11 protein-coding genes are annotated in these 16416 nt (G+C 46.9%); 9 read left to right on the top strand and 2 right to left on the bottom strand.

The window, feature by feature from the left end:
* On the top strand, positions 1-3031 hold a 3031-nt coding region (locus tag QUA03_RS11710; protein WP_333212222.1), incomplete at its 5' end, for a CheR family methyltransferase.
* Positions 3032-3389: 358 nt separating this feature from the next.
* Here QUA03_RS11710 and QUA03_RS11705 read toward each other — a convergent pair.
* Positions 3390-5177: an efflux RND transporter periplasmic adaptor subunit gene (locus QUA03_RS11705; RefSeq protein ID WP_333212220.1), complete on the bottom strand. Its 1788-nt coding sequence runs from the start codon at positions 5175-5177 to the stop codon at positions 3390-3392.
* A 143-nt stretch (positions 5178-5320) separates the two neighbouring features.
* Between QUA03_RS11705 and QUA03_RS11700 the strand changes: the two genes are divergently transcribed.
* The 3 genes from QUA03_RS11700 (at position 5321) to QUA03_RS11690 (ending at position 7943) form a co-directional block, all read left to right on the top strand.
* Positions 5321-5473 (top strand): hypothetical protein, encoded by a 153-nt coding sequence (locus QUA03_RS11700; RefSeq protein ID WP_333212218.1) that lies wholly within the window; start codon positions 5321-5323, stop codon positions 5471-5473.
* Positions 5474-5588: 115 nt separating this feature from the next.
* Positions 5589-6722 (top strand): AI-2E family transporter, encoded by a 1134-nt coding sequence (locus QUA03_RS11695; RefSeq protein WP_333212216.1) that lies wholly within the window; start codon positions 5589-5591, stop codon positions 6720-6722.
* Between the two features lie 153 nt (positions 6723-6875).
* Positions 6876-7943, top strand: coding sequence for an ABC transporter permease (locus tag QUA03_RS11690; protein ID WP_333212214.1), 1068 nt, complete (start codon positions 6876-6878; stop codon positions 7941-7943).
* A 46-nt stretch (positions 7944-7989) separates the two neighbouring features.
* On the opposite strand, the gene QUA03_RS11685 is transcribed toward QUA03_RS11690, so the two are convergent.
* Positions 7990-11412 (bottom strand): PAS domain S-box protein, encoded by a 3423-nt coding sequence (locus tag QUA03_RS11685; protein WP_333212213.1) that lies wholly within the window; start codon positions 11410-11412, stop codon positions 7990-7992.
* 493 nt (positions 11413-11905) lie between these two features.
* On the opposite strand from QUA03_RS11685, the gene QUA03_RS11680 reads away from it, so the two are divergent.
* From QUA03_RS11680 to QUA03_RS11660, 5 genes are all read left to right on the top strand, one after another.
* Positions 11906-12250 carry a hypothetical protein gene (locus tag QUA03_RS11680; RefSeq protein ID WP_333212211.1) on the top strand — a complete coding sequence of 115 codons (345 nt, stop codon included), beginning with the start codon at positions 11906-11908 and terminating at the stop codon, positions 12248-12250.
* A 222-nt stretch (positions 12251-12472) separates the two neighbouring features.
* On the top strand, positions 12473-13498 hold the full coding sequence (locus tag QUA03_RS11675) for an ABC transporter permease (RefSeq protein WP_333212209.1): 1026 nt from the start codon (positions 12473-12475) through the stop codon (positions 13496-13498).
* Complete coding sequence (locus tag QUA03_RS11670) at positions 13476-13643, top strand: hypothetical protein (RefSeq protein WP_333086240.1); 168 nt, start codon at positions 13476-13478, stop codon at positions 13641-13643. The genes QUA03_RS11675 and QUA03_RS11670 overlap by 23 nt, the downstream gene beginning before the upstream one ends.
* Before the next feature lie 63 nt (positions 13644-13706).
* Positions 13707-14489: a hypothetical protein gene (locus QUA03_RS11665; protein ID WP_333212207.1), complete on the top strand. Its 783-nt coding sequence runs from the start codon at positions 13707-13709 to the stop codon at positions 14487-14489.
* 509 nt (positions 14490-14998) lie between these two features.
* Positions 14999-16060, top strand: a complete 1062-nt coding sequence (locus QUA03_RS11660; protein ID WP_333212205.1) for a hypothetical protein — start codon at positions 14999-15001, stop codon at positions 16058-16060.
* Positions 16061-16416: the final 356 nt, after the last annotated feature.

Raw genomic sequence — 16416 nt, 5'->3', positions numbered from 1 at the left:
GATCACCTTGATCTACAGTTTGCTGCGGGCGGCTACAGGAGTTGACTTTACTCACTACAAGCAAACCACCTTGAAGCGACGGATACATCGGCGGATGTTGCTCTACAAGCTCGAACGGATCGAAAATTATGCCGAATATCTCCAAAACACCCCGGCAGAACTAACGGCGCTGTATCACGATGTCTTAATTCATGTCACCAGCTTTTTCCGCGACCCAGAAAGCTTTGAGGCCTTAAGCAGCACTGTTTTTCCCGCAATCGTCAAAGATAAATCGCCGAAAAAACCGATCCGAATTTGGATTGCCGGCTGTTCAACGGGTGAAGAAGCTTACTCGATGGCGATCTGCTTGCTAGAGTTTTTAGCAGCTCGATCTACTAACTTGCCGATTCAGATTTATGCCACAGACATCAGCGAAAATGCGATCGCGATCGCTCGCACTGGCTTTTATACCAATGCCCAAGTCGCCGATATTTCACCCGAACGCCTAAATCGGTTCTTTGTCCCAGTCGAGGGCGGATACCAAATCGCTAAGCCCGTGCGCGAACTCTGCGTCTTTGCTAGACAAAACCTGATCGCCGATCCGCCCTTTTCGCGGATGGATTTGATTACCTGTCGGAACGTGCTGATCTATCTGACACCCCTGTTGCAGAAAAAACTGCTGCCAATGTTCCACTATGGGCTTGGGCCCGCGGGCTTTTTGCTGTTAGGCACTTCGGAAACGGTTGGAGAGTTTTCATCAATATTGTTTGCGGTATTCGATAAAAAGAATAAAATTTATACTAAAAAACAGGTAACGCATTGGCTTAGCATGGATTTAAATGCTAGCAACTATCCTCTGACACCACCCAACCCACCAGCGCAGCACACGGAAAGATTGGAGGAAATCGAAATGGAGAAAGAGGCTGATCGCATTGTTTTGAATCACTATGCCCCTGTCGGGGTCGTGATTAATACAGCCAGCGAGATTCTGCAATTTCGAGGACAGACAAATGCCTACCTAGAACCGGCTCCCGGTAGAGCGAGCTTTAGCCTGCTGAGAATGGCAAAAGAAGGATTGCGCGTGGAACTGCGTACTGCAATTCAAGAAGCCTCACATCAGAAGCAGCCGATCGCACGGACAGGCTTCCAACTTAAAGACGGTACTCGCCTCCGGCAGGTCGGAATTAATGTGATTCCATTCCAAGCCGGCGCTGTGGCAAAAGACTATTTTTTAGTGTTGTTTCAAGAGGAGTCCCCGATCTCTGGAATGCCTACTGCTGCTAACGAGGAGAGAGTCAACTCTGATGCTTCACAGGGTGAAAGTGAGGAGATTGCAAGGCTGCTACAGGAACTGAAAACGACAAAGGAACATCTCGGAGCGATCGTCCAAGAACATCAAGCCGCTAATCAAGATTTGAGAGCCGCCAACGAAGAGATTTTGTCGAGCAACGAAGAGTTGCAAAGCATGAATGAGGAACTCGAAACGGCGAAAGAAGAGATTCAGGCAACAAATGAAGAACTCAACACGATTAATGACGAATTGCAGCGGCGCAATTTGGAATCGACTGAGGTGAGCAACGATTTAGAAAATCTCCTGACTAGCATCAATATTCCGATCCTGATGCTGGGAAGCGACCTGCGAATCCGCCGGTTTACTCCCGCAATTGAAGACATCTTCAACTTGATTTCTAGCGATGTCGGGCGGTCTTTGAGCGACATCACTCACAAGTTGATAGTACCGGACTTAGAGCAATGGATTTTAGGAGTGATCCGCACGCTCAATTTGAAAGTTCAGGAGGTTCAAGATCGAGAGGGTCGTTGGTACGATCTGCATATTCGACCCTACCGGACGCTCGACCACAAGATTGATGGGGCTGTGCTGATGTTGGTGGATATCAACGAGCTCAAAGTCAGCGCCCAGCATTTGATGGAAGCGAAAAATTACGCCGAAACGATCGTGGAAACCGTGCGGGAACCATTGCTAGTGCTAGATCTCGATCTGCGGGCGCTCACTGCCAATCGTTCTTTCTACGAGACGTTTCAGGTGATGGCGAGCGAAACAGAGCACCGCTCATTTTTCGATCTCGGTAATGGACAGTGGAATATTCCCAAGTTGCGATCGCTCCTCAAAGAAATTCTGGCAGGCAATCCCCAGTTTAAAGATTTTGAAGTCGAGCATAACTTTGACCACATCGGGCATAAAACAATGCAGCTCAATGCCCGCAAAATGCCTCCGGTTGGCGATACACAGATGATTCTGCTGGCGATCGAGGATATCACCGACCAAAAACAGTACGAGAGAGAACGCAGCCTTCGGATTCAAGAACAATCGGCTCGTGCGGCTGCTGAGGAGGCCAACCGCGTCAAAGATGAGTTTTTGTCCGTCCTCTCTCACGAACTGCGGACGCCGCTGAATGCGATGATTGGCTGGGCACAGTTGCTGCGCCTGAAAAAATTTGACGAGGCTAAAACCCAGGAGGCGCTAAAAACGATCGAGCGCGCCGCCAAAGCACAAAACCAGCTCATCGATGACATATTAGACGTTTCGCGGATTACCACAGGCCAATTTCGGCTCAATGCTTCTGAAGTTGAGCTCAATCCACTGGTTGAAAATGCGATCGGGGTGATTCGTTTCGCCGCAGAAGCCAAAAATATTCAAATTGAACCCAGGCTAAGCCCTTTAAAACCAAAGATTTTGGGCGATCCAAGTCGCTTACAACAAGTGGTGTGGAATCTACTTTCAAACGCGATTAAATTCACCCCAGCCGGAGGAAGAATTGACATCGCATTAGACTACATGGATAGAATCGCTCAAATCCAAGTTAGCGATACTGGTAAAGGGATTTCCCCTGATTTTCTCCCCTATGTGTTCGATCGCTTCCGTCAGGCGGATAGTAGCTACTCTCGCAGAGACTCTGGATTGGGGCTAGGACTGTCGATCGTGCGTCATTTAGTAGAACTCCATGGCGGTACTGTTACTGCCACAAGTGCGGGTGAGGGACAAGGGGCAACGTTTACCGTGAGGTTGCCGCTACGAACAGATATCTCGTGATTGTTGACTGTTGACTGTTGACTGTGAGTCAAAACAATGAAAATTTCGCGACTTATTTTTTGGCAGCTTGATTCGACTTTATCAGGAAGATAAGCGCGGATTTGATATCATTCCGCCGCCACCGCAATTAATATTATTTCTAATCTTATCTCCTCATCTGATCTCGTTTCCGGTTGCATCACAATAATAAAATCGAGTCAACATTTAACACTCACCCATTGAGTTTTTCCACCCCTCCTTCAACAGTCAACAGTCAACAATCATTCGGGTTGCATCACAATAATAAAATCGAGTCAACAGTCAACCGTCAACAGTCAACCGTCAACAATGATAAAGAGTGCAACCGGAATCGATATAATTATTTAGCAACCTTAACCTCAGCGCCATCTTTAAGAAAACCAGCGCCACTAACAACCACCCGATCGCCCGCCTTCAAACCTTTTTTAACCACCACCTTAGCAGCAGTCAAATCGCCCACCGCACCCCCGGAAATTTCCCCTATTTCCACGGGTTGAGCCTGCACCTTGTCCTCGCCGACAAGTTTATAAACAATAGAACTACCGTCAGGTTGCGGCAAAATAGCTTTAGCGGGGACTTTCAAACCTTGAGCCGTTGCCGTCGCAATGGATGCGCGCAAAAACATTCCCGATCGCAAAAACTCACTTGCCGGCAAATCAATCTTCACCGTAGCTTGCCGATTTTGCGGGTCAACTACCGGCGAAATCTCTCGCACAGTTCCTGACAACTTAATCCGCTTGTCAGAATCCGAAGTAATTTGCACTGCTGTTCCCGGCCGCACTTGCGAAACCTGACTTTCCGGTACTTTCAATTGCAGTTCCAGCTTGTTGCCGCGAATAATCGAAAATAGTTTTTGACTTCCCGAAGAAACATCGCCAACTCGACCAATTCTTTCAGCCACAGTACCACTATCCGGCGCTCGAACAATAGTTTGTTCTAATTGAGTTTGTAACTGTTTGACTTGTGCATCATTGCTGCGGACACTTGCTGCGTTATTTCCCACATTTGCTCTCGCACTGCTGACACTCGCTCCGGCCGTATTCACTTTAGCACGAGCGCTGCTGAGGGCTGCTCTAGCCGTACTGATATTAGCTTCTGCCGTAGCTACTTTAGCAAGAGAAGATTGCACTTCTTCTGCTGCTTTATTCTGTTCTTGTAAAGCTGTATTCAAGTCAGCTTTAGCTTTGTTCAAGTCTTGAACAGCAGTCTGCCGCTCTGTCTTGCGTCTTTCTAAATCTTGCCGACTAATTACTCCCTGAGAAGCCAAATCTTGGGTGCGATTTACTTCTCTTTGAGCTTGATCTAATTTAGCCTGAGCGGAGGCAATGCCGGCTTTAGCTTGAGTGACACCAGCTTTAGCTTGTTCTACACCTGCCCTTGCTTGCCCGACGCCTGTTTTGGCTTGCGCTGCGTCAGCGATGGCTTTTTCTACACCAGCTTGGGCTTGAGCAACGCCGGCTTGGGCTTCTTGTTGGGCTGACTCGGCTTGCTGTACCTGAGCTTGGGCTTGTTCTACCGTAGAATTGGCCGATTGTACTCCCGCCAGCGCTTCGGCAATTTGCGATCGTAGTACCGAATCGTCCAAAACCGCCATCGTCTGACCTTTTTCTACCGCATCCCCTTCATTCACTAACACCTGCTTGATTTGCAAACCGTTGGCTTGTGGTAGCACTGGCAGTAAGTCATAGGCTGCCACGGTGCCCGTCGCTTCCAGAGTTTCACCCACCTGGGCAGATTCCACAGGCGCCACTGTCACCGTCGGAGCCATTGCCTGCTGAGTTGCCGATGGAATTGGAGCGGCAGGAGGCGAATTCTGATTGCCCCCAGTCAATTTTACTGCTAGTAACGTTGCAGCCACGCCAATCCCTGCGCCCGCCAACAAGGCAGGCCACCTGATTTCTTTGGGGTGCCCAACTTCCGTTGCTTCTGGTTCCCAAACTTGTTCCTCCTCGATTTCTGGAACTTCCAGCGCAACTTCTCGTTCATCATCCTCACCGGAGAATTGCCAGTGAGAGTTGTCTGAGACTTCACTTTCAGCTACATCCACTGCTGAGTTCCTGTCGTGCCCGCTCTCCACGGGGGTAAGGGGTTGCTTTTCTTCCGCTTCTGAAAAAACTTGATTGGTCACGGTAGTTCCTCTCGCCGCTATTAGCCTGTGGTTTTTTTATTGTAAAGAAAGATTGCGGTTTTTATATTTGATTCATTTTAGCGGATAGCCTCAGCAATCCCGCGTCCCCCTTTTGGGTGAGTGCGGCGTCATTTCACCCTACAATGGCGAATAGATCGGAGTTTGTGCGATCGATATTTAATTTGATCTGCGTGCGGGGCATACTGAATATTAGCGCGATGGGCGATCGTCGGGGCGATCGGGCTGGCATTGTCTCTCCCCAAGTGGTTTGGTCGTCACCTATCTATCAATGCTGAGAAAACTCAGTCTAATCTTGAACTGATTATTCCTAACTTCTACTCTCATGTGTTTACTGTATAATACGGCACATCTGCTGAAAAAATTGTGCCACTTTATTTAAAAAAAATCAAAATGAATAGTCTTTTTTCTCCCCTCCAACAGTTTCTAATTACTTGGCTGCTAGTGCTAGTGACGGGATGGTTTACCCTGACTGCTGTCAGTTATGTTGGGGAACTGGTCAGCATTTTAGTAACAGCGGGACTCATTGCATTTTTATTAAATTATGCAGTAAAAAGACTGGAAGTATTTTTGCCGCGGGGAGTAGCTGCAGGACTGGTTTATTTAACTGCGGGTGTGATAGTAGTAGTAATCGGTTTAACTATTGTGCCGCCCGTGTTCAGCCAAGCGAGCCAGTTGGGGGTGAGGTTCCCGGATTTACTGGAGTCGGGGCGACTGCAGCTAGCTGAATTTCAAGCCTGGAGTGCCGAGCGCAATTTGCCGTTTAACGTGCAAATATTGGAGCAGCAGTTATCAGCGAAAGTGCAGGAACAAGTGCAGGCGCTCGCCGGTACGAGTTTAGGCTTAGTTGTCGGTACTGTTAACTGGTTTTTGGACTTGATTTTTATTGTGGTAATTTCCTTTTATATGCTCCTAGACGGGCAAAGAGTTTGGCAGGGTTTGACCAGTATTTTTTCCCCAGACATTCGCTATGTTTTAACAGAGACTTTGCAGCGAAACCTCCAGCGATTTGTATCGGGACAGTTATTGCTGGGACTCTTGATGGCCATCTCGTTGACTCTGGCTTTTTGGTGGCTGCAAGTTCCGTTTTTTCTGTTGTTTGCGGTATTTATAGGATTGACGGAAATAATTCCGTTTATTGGAGCAACTTTGGGAATTGGCACTGTTAGTATAATTGTAGCGTTTATTGATTGGTGGCTGGCGCTGCAAGTGTTGGTAGTGGCGATCGGTCTCCAGCAAATCAAGGATAATTTAGTAGCTCCCCGAATCATGGGCAATCTCACCGGATTAAGCCCGGTAATTATTTTCACAGCTTTGCTGTTAGGAGGTAGAGTAGGAGGATTGTTGGGAGTTATCCTGGCAATTCCGCTCACTGGAGTAGTAAAAAGTATAGTAGAAATTGTACTCAATCCCAAATTGCCACCCCAAACAGGCTCGTTTTTCTACAATCCTTTTAGCGGCGAGGAATTAGGGAAAATACCAGAAGATGAAAGTAGAATAATCTTGCTCGCAGATGAACAAAAGTAGTCTAATGTTTGTAGTAAGTAATTCAGTTGGGAAAACTTTTATAAGTCAGCAATTAACTTTTGGCTGCTGAGTCCATTAAGAAAAGACTAAAGTCTATACAAAGAACTTTAGTTTTGATTACTAGCCCACTTAAAACCTCAAACCTAAAAACTTATGAAATGGTGGCAAAATCTTAGAAACAATCCTCTAGCTCGGTTGGGAGCCGTGCTGCTGTTAATTTTTTATACAGTCGCACTTTTGGCCGAATTTGTGGCACCTTACGACCCCTACGACTCTCAATTAAACGGTTCATTGCTGCCGCCCACTCAGATTTATTTAAGCACCCAAGATGGGCGCTTTATCGGGCCCCACGTTTATCCGACTACTCAGGGCCCGGTGGATGCTAATACCGGCGCTCGTGAGGTAATTGTAGACTGGCAAAAACCCTCTGCTATCGGTTTGTTTGTCAAAGCTTCCCCCTATAAGTTTTTAGGAGTTTTGCCACTAGACAGGCACTTGTTTGGTACTACAGGAGGAGGTCAAATTAACATTTTAGGCACGGACGAACAAGCTCGCGATCAATTCAGTCGCTTAGTACACGGCAGCAGAATTAGCCTCAGCATCGGTTTAGTTGGCATAGCAATTTCTTTCCCATTGGGATTATTGATCGGAGGCATATCTGGTTATTTCGGCAGTTGGATTGACAGTATTTTAATGCGCTTCGCCGAAGTATTGATGACGATTCCCGGTCTTTATTTATTAGTAGCGCTAGCAGCAGTATTGCCACCAGGATTGACAAGTGCTCAGCGATTTATATTGATTGTGCTGATTACTTCATTTATCAATTGGGCGGGTTTGGCGCGGGTAATTCGCGGTCAGGTACTGTCAATTAAACAACGAGAATTTGTGCAAGCGGCGCGGGCAATGGGTGCTAACCCAATTTATATTATTGTCCGCCACGTGTTGCCACAAACTGCTACTTATGTAATTATTTCTGCTACTTTGGCGGTTCCGGGTTTTATTGTGGCGGAGTCGGTTTTGAGTTTAATTGGCTTGGGAATTCAACAGCCCGATCCTTCTTGGGGAAATTTACTATCCCTGTCTACTAATGCTTCAATTTTAGTCTTGCAGCCTTGGTTGGTTTGGCCTCCGGCGATACTGATTATTTTGACTGTTTTGGCGTTTAATTTATTGGGGGATGGGTTGCGGGATGCTCTCGATCCGAGAAGCATTCAAAGGTAATTGGGAGTTAGTAATTTTTAGTTTCCAGGCAGAGCCGGTGTAACAGTTATGCACCGTAATTTTGCGGATTAACAGGTAAGCGAATGGTAAAAGTAGAACCAACACCCTCCTGACTTTTTACTGCTATATTGCCACCCATCATTAGGCAAAAACGCTGGCTGATTGCCAGTCCCAAACCGGTGCCGCCGTACTTGCGGGTAGTGGAAGCGTCGGCTTGGGTAAAGGGTTGGAAAATGTGCTGCAACTGGTCGGGAGTCATCCCAATTCCTGTATCTGTACAATTAACAACTAAAAATTCTTTACTAGCAATTGAAGATTGAGAACTTGCCGCAGGTTCAGAAGTGTTTTCTTGTTTTGCTTCGCTGCTGTCGTCGGCAATTTTTTCTCGGCTGGCTGTGAGGGTAATTGTACCGTTTTGAGTGAATTTGGCGGCATTGCTCAGCAAATTCAATAAAATCTGCTGCACTTTGGTAATGTCACCGTGCATAGTGCCGATATTCGTAATTTGATCCAAGTTTAGAGTATTGCCGTTTTTCTCAATTAGCGGCGTGGCAGTAGATGCTACTTCTTCAATCAAGGCGGCGATGTCGAAGGTTTCTAAGTAAAGATCCATGCGGCCGGCTTCGATTTTAGAAATGTCAAGAATGTCGTTAATTAGCGATAGCAAGTGTCGGCCGGAAGTGCGAATTTTGTCTAAATCTGGGGTGAGTTCATCGTAACCCAATTCTTCGGTTTCTTCTTGGAGCATTTCGCTGTAGCCGATGATGGCATTCAGAGGTGTTCGCAGTTCGTGGCTCATGTTTGCCAAAAATGCGCTTTTTGCGGTGGAAGCTGCTTCGGCTGCTTCTACGGCGAGTTGCAAGGCGGATTCAAAGACTTTTCGATCGCTAATATCCTCGACGCTGCCTTCATAGTAGAGTACCTCGCCGTCGGCGTCGCACACTGCACGCGCACTTTCGGAAATCCAAATTATCTTGCCGTCAACGCGGTAAACTTGTGACTCAAACCCCGAAACTTCTCCGAATTCTTCCATCACCTGCATAAACTTGTCCCCCTGCTGAGGATTGACGTAAGCTTGCTGCCTGATGTTTGTGAGATTTGATGTCAATTCTTCGGGAGTGGCGTAGCCATAGATGCGGGCTAAAGCTGGATTTACGCTCAAGAAGTGACCTTGGGGGGTTCTTTGAAAAATGCCTTCGACGGCATTTTCAAAGATGCTACGATATTTTTGTTCTGCTTGACGCAAAGCGCTTTGTGTACGATCGCGCTCGCTCGCTTCGAGCGCCAATGATACCAAATCTGCTAGGGAAGCAGCAAAATTTTGTTCGTCTAATGTCCAGTTACGAGGAGTTCCCACTTGTTCGATACAGATGACTCCGACGGTTTGTCCTCCCAGCCGCACCGGCGCATCTAAGGTTGATGTAGTCCCCACTTTTGCAAAGTAAGATTCGGCAAATTCTCTGGTTCTCACATCTGAGAGTGCGTCATCGGCTGCGATCGTCCGGTGTTCTTCCAAAGCTTTAAAATAAGCTGGATAGTCTGCTGCTGCGAGTTCATTACCCTGGGAATGCTGGTGGTTGCTGCGGTAAAATTGGTCGAGACATTGCAGTTTCGATCGGCTTTCATCGTACAACCATGCTCCGGCTCGTTCTGCATCTAGGGTATGAGCCGCCGCTTCGGTGATTTGCCTCAAAGCTACTTTTAAATCACCTCGATAAAGTGCTTTATTTCTTGCCAATTCTACTAAAACCGTATTTTGTTTGAGCAATTGTTTTTGCCTTTGCCGTCGCGCCGATTCGGCTCGCTTCTGTTCGGTAATGTCGCGGATTACGCAAATTACGGATTCTTCTGAAAGTGGCGAAATGCTGGCGGCAAAACAAACTTCGCGGTCGTCAATGGTTAAATCGTACTCGATGCTGACAGTTTGCTGAGTATCTAAAGCTGCTCGGATGTGGTTGATAAAATTGTCGGCTGTAGCTTGCGGAAACACATCTGTGACTGTTTGGCCAACTAATTCTTCGATTGGTTTATAGAGCAGAGAAAGATTTGTGGGCGCGATTTTTAAATAGCGACCGCTGGCATCCACAACTATAATTAATTCGTTCATAGCTGCGAACAAAGCCCGCAACTCTGCTTCGGCGGCTTCGAGTTCGGCAGTCCGCTCTGCTACTCGCTGTTCTAAACTAGAGTTTGTTTGTTCTAGGGCAACAAAAGACGCTCGCAATTGTCGCGCCATTTGGTTGAAAGACTGAGCTAGGAGACCGATTTCTTTGACTCCTTGAACTTCGACTTGGCCGTCTAATTCTGGGGAGGTGAAGTCGGATGATTCCGACATTTTTTTTAAAGCTTTGGAAGCTTCCAGCAATCGGGTAATCGGTTTGACAACCCAGCGAGAGGTGAAAATTCCGAGTACGATCGCCAGTACGAAGGCAAAAAAGCACAATAAGATAGTTGTGCGAGTGTTAGCGTTAATTTGCTCCATAAAGTCGGCTTCCGGGATGGCGACTACAATCAGCCAATCGAGGCCGCGACCGTCTTGCAGGGGAACAACGGTAATGAATTGACGTTTGCCGTCTATCTCGAAGGTAAACTGTCCTTTGCTGTCAATTTGTTCAAAACTACCAAATCGTTTTTGCAAGTATGTGGAGGCCGATCGAATTAGCAAATTTTTGCTCTGTGTCGCCAACAGCCGTTTTTGTTCGCCTTTGTCGGTGACAAAGGGCAATTCGTCTGTGGAACTGGCGACTATTTCCCCGCTGCGTTCGATCGCAAAAACTTGTCCTGACGGGCTAATTTTAATGCTTTTAAGAAAATCGCTGATTTGAGAAAGAGTCAGGTCAATTGCCAGTACCCCCTGCAGGTTTCCTGTTTCATTGTAAATAGGCCTCACCGGCGTAATCCCCAGAACTGGCGAGGCTGCGAAGGGGTAGATGGGAGACCAAGAGGCTTTTCCTGACTGTTTGGCAGCTTTGTACCACGGTCTAGTACGGGGGTCATAGGGGACGGTTTGGATTAGCTCAGTGCGATTTCCTTGGCTGTCGAGGCGATAAATTTCGCGGTTTGGAGCGGTTGATTCGTCTCTGATGTATACTAAGTTTTCTGCTTCTCGCTTGAGCAAGAGGAATTTTCCCTGTTCGTCACCGTAGTAGATGGTTGTATTTCGATCGCTCAGCTTGGTCTGGTTCCACAAATAGCGCTCTAAGTTGGGGAGGTCTTCCGGGTCTAAGTTTCCAGAGGCGATGGCAGCACTATTCATTTGCAGGAACAGGTGAGACACATCCCCAAAACTGCGGAAATTTTCTTTCGTCCTCGCTGCAACTTCCAAGCTTAACCTCGTAGCAAGGTCATTAACAGCTTTCTGGCCGTTGCGAAACGACAGCCATCCAGTCACGCCCACTGCTACGGAGATTTGCACCACCAGCGGTATCAACAAAACTAGGCTCAGTGACATCTTGGGCGAGCTTTTCATCACACAACTGCTCAGACTTTTCAATAACATCAATATTTTGACAGATACCGACTTTGCGTATGCTTGTTGTAAATTCCCTGAACCTAAGCTACCACTAATCTCGGCGGTATTTGAGAAAACCTAGCAACTTGGTGGCTCCAAAAATACCACTGCTATTCTCTTGTCAGTTGAGTTGAGGGTGGCGAGGCGGACAACTGTAAGTAATTTAACAATCTTTAGAAAGTAGGTTGGGTTTCGTACCTCCACCCAACCTACGTGAAAATACTGCTGGAAAAATACCGATCATTGTTGAGGATTACGATTGCGATAAATGTAAACAATTTAACAATCTTCCCTTTGAAAATTTGCTATTAATAAAATAAGTTGGCAAAATCCAGAGCAAACTATCGGGAAAAATTTAAGCGTAGGCGATTTTGCGCCAACGATAAATTTGAGTGTTTTCAGCTTTTTGGACGATCGACATTTGGGCAAAATAATACTTCTGGAGGATGACATGAACTATACATTTGAAATCCTGGGCGTATCTCCAACTTTAACGTTTTTCAACCAGCAGCAGGAATTGCTGCAACAACGGCAGCCTTCCGGTGTAGAATACTTGGCAAACCGAAAGTGCACTCTCGATGCGTTTGTGGCATCCGTAGAGAAAGTTTCTCCTAACCGCGGCTGGGATGTCGATCGAGTTGTAAACACCGTAATTAGTTTCTGGATGAACAATTCCGATAGCATCCAGTATTGGAGACACAGGCTGCAGGATGCCGGCAGCGAAAACTTGTTAGTAGCCAGAGTAGGCGATATCAAGTCTTTGCAAGCTGCATTTGAATCACTGCTAGGGGAATAAGAAAATCGGGAATTGCGAAAAAGTCGATCGGCTTTTTCGCTAAAACTGATATCGGGAGCCATTCTCAATCATCCTTTCATGGCGGGCGAGGAGCAACGGTTTAAAATAAAATTTATCTGTTGTGGAACAGGCATCTTTCCTGTTCTTGAGAATAGTGCAAGATGTAAGTAAAATCCAGTCAACTGTCTATTTTCAATTTCCAATTCTCAATTCCCAAATATTATGTCTCGTTCCAAAGCCCTGCAATCTTATATTTTTCTCCGCTTGCTTCTGGCACCGCTAATGTTGTGGACAATCACCACAGCAGTATTTTTATTGTTGCGCGCTACTCCAGGCGACCCCATAGATGCCATTCTCGGCTCACGAGCTCCCGCAGCCGCCAAAGAAGCAATGCGAACTCAACTCGGCCTCGACGCACCCCTGTGGCAGCAATATCTCAACTACATGAAAGACTTATTCAGTCTGAACTTGGGAACATCCATCACCACTCGCGGACAAACCGTGTGGCAAATTATCGGAGACTATTTCCCCGCTACAGTCGAATTAGCAGTTTGTAGCATGGCCATAGCTTTAATTGTCGGCATCAGTATCGGTTCCCTGGCAGCATCCCGCCCCAACACTATTTTCGATGCTGTCGGTCGTTTGTTTGGCATTATCACTTACTCGCTGCCCGCTTTTTGGGCCGGCATGGTTTTGCAATTAATTTTCGCGGTGCAGTTGGGATGGTTCCCCTTGGGAACTCGCTTTCCCGTCACATTCCCCGCCCCCGAAGGCTACACAGGACTATACACTATTGACAGTCTCCTGAGCGCTAACCCTGGTCAGTTTCTCACATCTTTGCATTATTTGGCACTTCCGAGTTTGACCTTGGGGATTCTTTTGAGCGGCATTTTCGAGCGCATTGTCAGGGTGAATCTCAAGCAAACTTTGCAAGCAGATTATGTCGAAGCAGCTAGAGCTAGAGGCATTCCAGAATTCCAGATTTTATGGGCTCACGCTCTGAAAAATGCACTAATTCCGGTGATTACTGTCTTAGGATTGACTTTTGCTGCACTCTTGGGCGGTGCTATTTTAACAGAGGTTACTTTTTCTTGGCCGGGGTTGGCAAATCGTCTTTACGAAGCGATTAGCTTGCGGGATTATCCAACTGTTCAAGGTATTGTGGTGTTTTTTGCGGCAATTGTCGTAATTGCCAGCATTGTAATTGATATTTTGAACGCTTACGTTGACCCGCGAATTCGGTACTAAAAATATCAAGGAAGAAGGGCAACGGATGCGCGACTGTTGCACTTTCGCCTTTTTCTACCTGTACTTTCTGTCTGCGCGAGATGTTGCAGCCAGCGGTGGGCCTGTAGAAGCAGTTGTCAAAAAGATCGATCGGCTTTTAGAGTGACGACACTTGGCAATTTATGGGCAATACTGGAGAAAATAAAATTATACATTTGAGGAAACGCTGATGAGATTATTGCGAACAATCGCCGCTCTATCGGCGGCCTTGACCCCACTGATGGCTGAAGCTGCCTTTAGCCGTCCCATGCCGGGAACAGCCGATTTTCCCAGAGCCTCAAACCCCGATGTAAATGTGCCGGTTTGCTTCATCGAAACGCGAGGCGGCACAACTTTTGATTTAGTCAGCTTGTGCGGCAGCAATGCTTCTCCCCAAAACACTAATCCGGTTGCGGGCAACCCCGCCAATGCTCCTGCAAATAACCCCAATGCAGGCACTCCTCCGCCTCCTCCCCCGAACCCCAACGCCATCACCAGAGATGCTGTCGGCACCCCGATAACTACTCCAACAGGCACGGCAAATCCCAACAATCCCAACAATGCCAATCCGGGAACTTCGCCCGCAGGTACTCCCAATGCCAATCCGGGAACTTCGCCCGCAGGTACTCCCAATGCCAATCCGGGAACTTCACCCGCAGGTACTCCCAATGCCAATCCGGGAACTTCACCGAGTACCAATCCCAATAATCTCAATCCGGGAAGTTCGCCCTATATCACTCCCAATAATGCCAATCCGACAACTTCGCCGAATACCAATCAGAATAATCTCAATCCGGGAAGTTCGCCGAGTACCAGTCCCAATAATAGTGCGTCTCCCACGGGTGGAACTGCTGGCGACAGCAACAGCGATTTAGTTCCCAATCCCAATCTCAATCTTCCGAGAGTGCCGCCGAGTTCCTTTAGCCCCGGAGGCCTTGCACCGACTAGAGATGCGATTGATGGCCCCCGCTAGTAATAGGCGAAGTGTCAGAACTTTCATCACAGAAACCGGGTTTCTCGGAAATGTTCTCTTTTTCATGGATATTTCACCCGCGAGAAAGCCGGAATATTTATTTGCCTGCATAATATTAATGTCAGGTGCGATCGCCCTATTTTGTAGCAGAGTAGCGAAATAAAAGTTAAGCTAAGAACTTGTAGACGCTATTAGCCAAGCACTCTTTTAAAACTGGACAACCAGGTAGAAGCAGTGATAGATAGCTAGCTTTAATCCGTCACAGGATTAGTTATCAGCACAGGTTAAAATTATTACCAGGCGGGTGCTTGCCAGCTCCAAGTTCTCAAGCTAAACCATTCAACAGGCATATTTTTGTTAAGCCAGTGTGGTTGGGAAAGTACCGGCTGATAACATTAGCGAGACAAAATTAACCCGATTATTCGGAGGCTCTTCATGAGCAAAATATTTGTTTTAATAAATTGAAACAAAATTGCTCTAGACCCGCTCGCACTTGAGGAGGACATCTAGTGTCAAACTTAGTTCAACGTTTAGAAATAACCGCTCATCCGCAACTGGAAAAATCCCTCGGCTATCGAGGAGATAGTCGCTGGGTAGCTTGGCGCTGGGAACCCGACATCGACCAACTTATTTCCAGCGACGGCAAAACAGTCGGCACGGGCAATAATATGGCTTGGCTGGTGTTTTTGCAGCACGATTTAGTCGATCCTGCGGTACAAGAGTACAACCTCGGCGAGGGCGATCGCTACTGGCTGCTTTTAGACACCGAAACTAGAAATCTCTACGTCGGCGAAGGGAAAACAGTTCAAAGTCTGCTCGAACAGCCGGAAAGTTTAGGTTTATTGGCCTGTCTCGATGGCGGGAATGCCGATCGCACTGGTGAAACTTGGCAGCAAACCCTATCTCAACTAACAGCAAAACCAGTTGTTCGCCACCTCACAAATGCCCTTCCTTTCGGTATCGCGGCCGCTTTGATAGGTGCTTTAGGCATCGGCACCGGATTGTGGGTAGTGCCAACTGTGCAGCAGAAACTAGCCGAAAAAACAGCTTTTATTTCCCCAATTAGTTCTGGCGCCAACTGCGGGCTTGGCGGTTCCGACGATTTTTCAGCTTATATCGGTTCGTCAAGCGGAAATAAAGAACTTCATTTAATAGGCGTTTACGAAGCCAATGCGGATCACAAGAACCGAGATTTATCTAAAAGTGCGTTAGCGAAGCCCTCGGAGAGGATCGAAGTCAAAGTAGAACGCCGAAACAAGCCAATAATTCTCGCGCTTTCAGCTTATGAACCCGTGCAATGGAACATTACCGCAGAACCGGGCGCAGTAATCGAAAAAATCATTGTTAACGGATACCACAACCAAACTGTTTCAGGAGTTTCGGGAATTCCAATTGAAGAGCACAGCTACGAAGAAACCGGAGACAATCTCGGCGACTTTATGTACAAGTGGGGTGCTACCCCTGACAGTTCAAATACTTCTTCCCTCGTGACTAAATTGGAACAGAAAAACGGCACGAGTTTAACTTCTTTTCAAGGATGCTACAGAGGTAAGAACTTTACGATTAATTGAGAGCAACGACAAAGGGCAACAAGTTATACGATTTTCGATTTTCGATTGGGGATAACTAATTCGATATGCGTTTGGAACTTTTTACAGTTCCATTCTTTTTTTTTACTGGTGTTATAACCTCTCCCCCTAAAATCACAAAACCCGCGTCGGCGGTTTTTTTATTGAGAGCTAAACTTATTGGCATCTCTATAGCAATCCTAAATCATTTGTGAACTTCTTACTCCCTCCCCTTGGTAAGGGGAGGGTTGGGGTGGGGTAAAAAATTTACCACTCCTGCAACATTGGTGACAAGTTAAGGAAAAAGGGAAATTGTCAAGGGTAGTATTTGCATGGGTCTGGGATCGTGGGAAACTTAT

The organism is Microcoleus sp. S36b_A4 (assembly GCF_036700645.1).
Lineage (GTDB): Bacteria > Cyanobacteriota > Cyanobacteriia > Cyanobacteriales > Microcoleaceae > Microcoleus.
The sequence above is the reverse complement of the archived record's forward strand: the minus strand, read 5'-3'. Positions and strand labels throughout refer to the sequence as shown.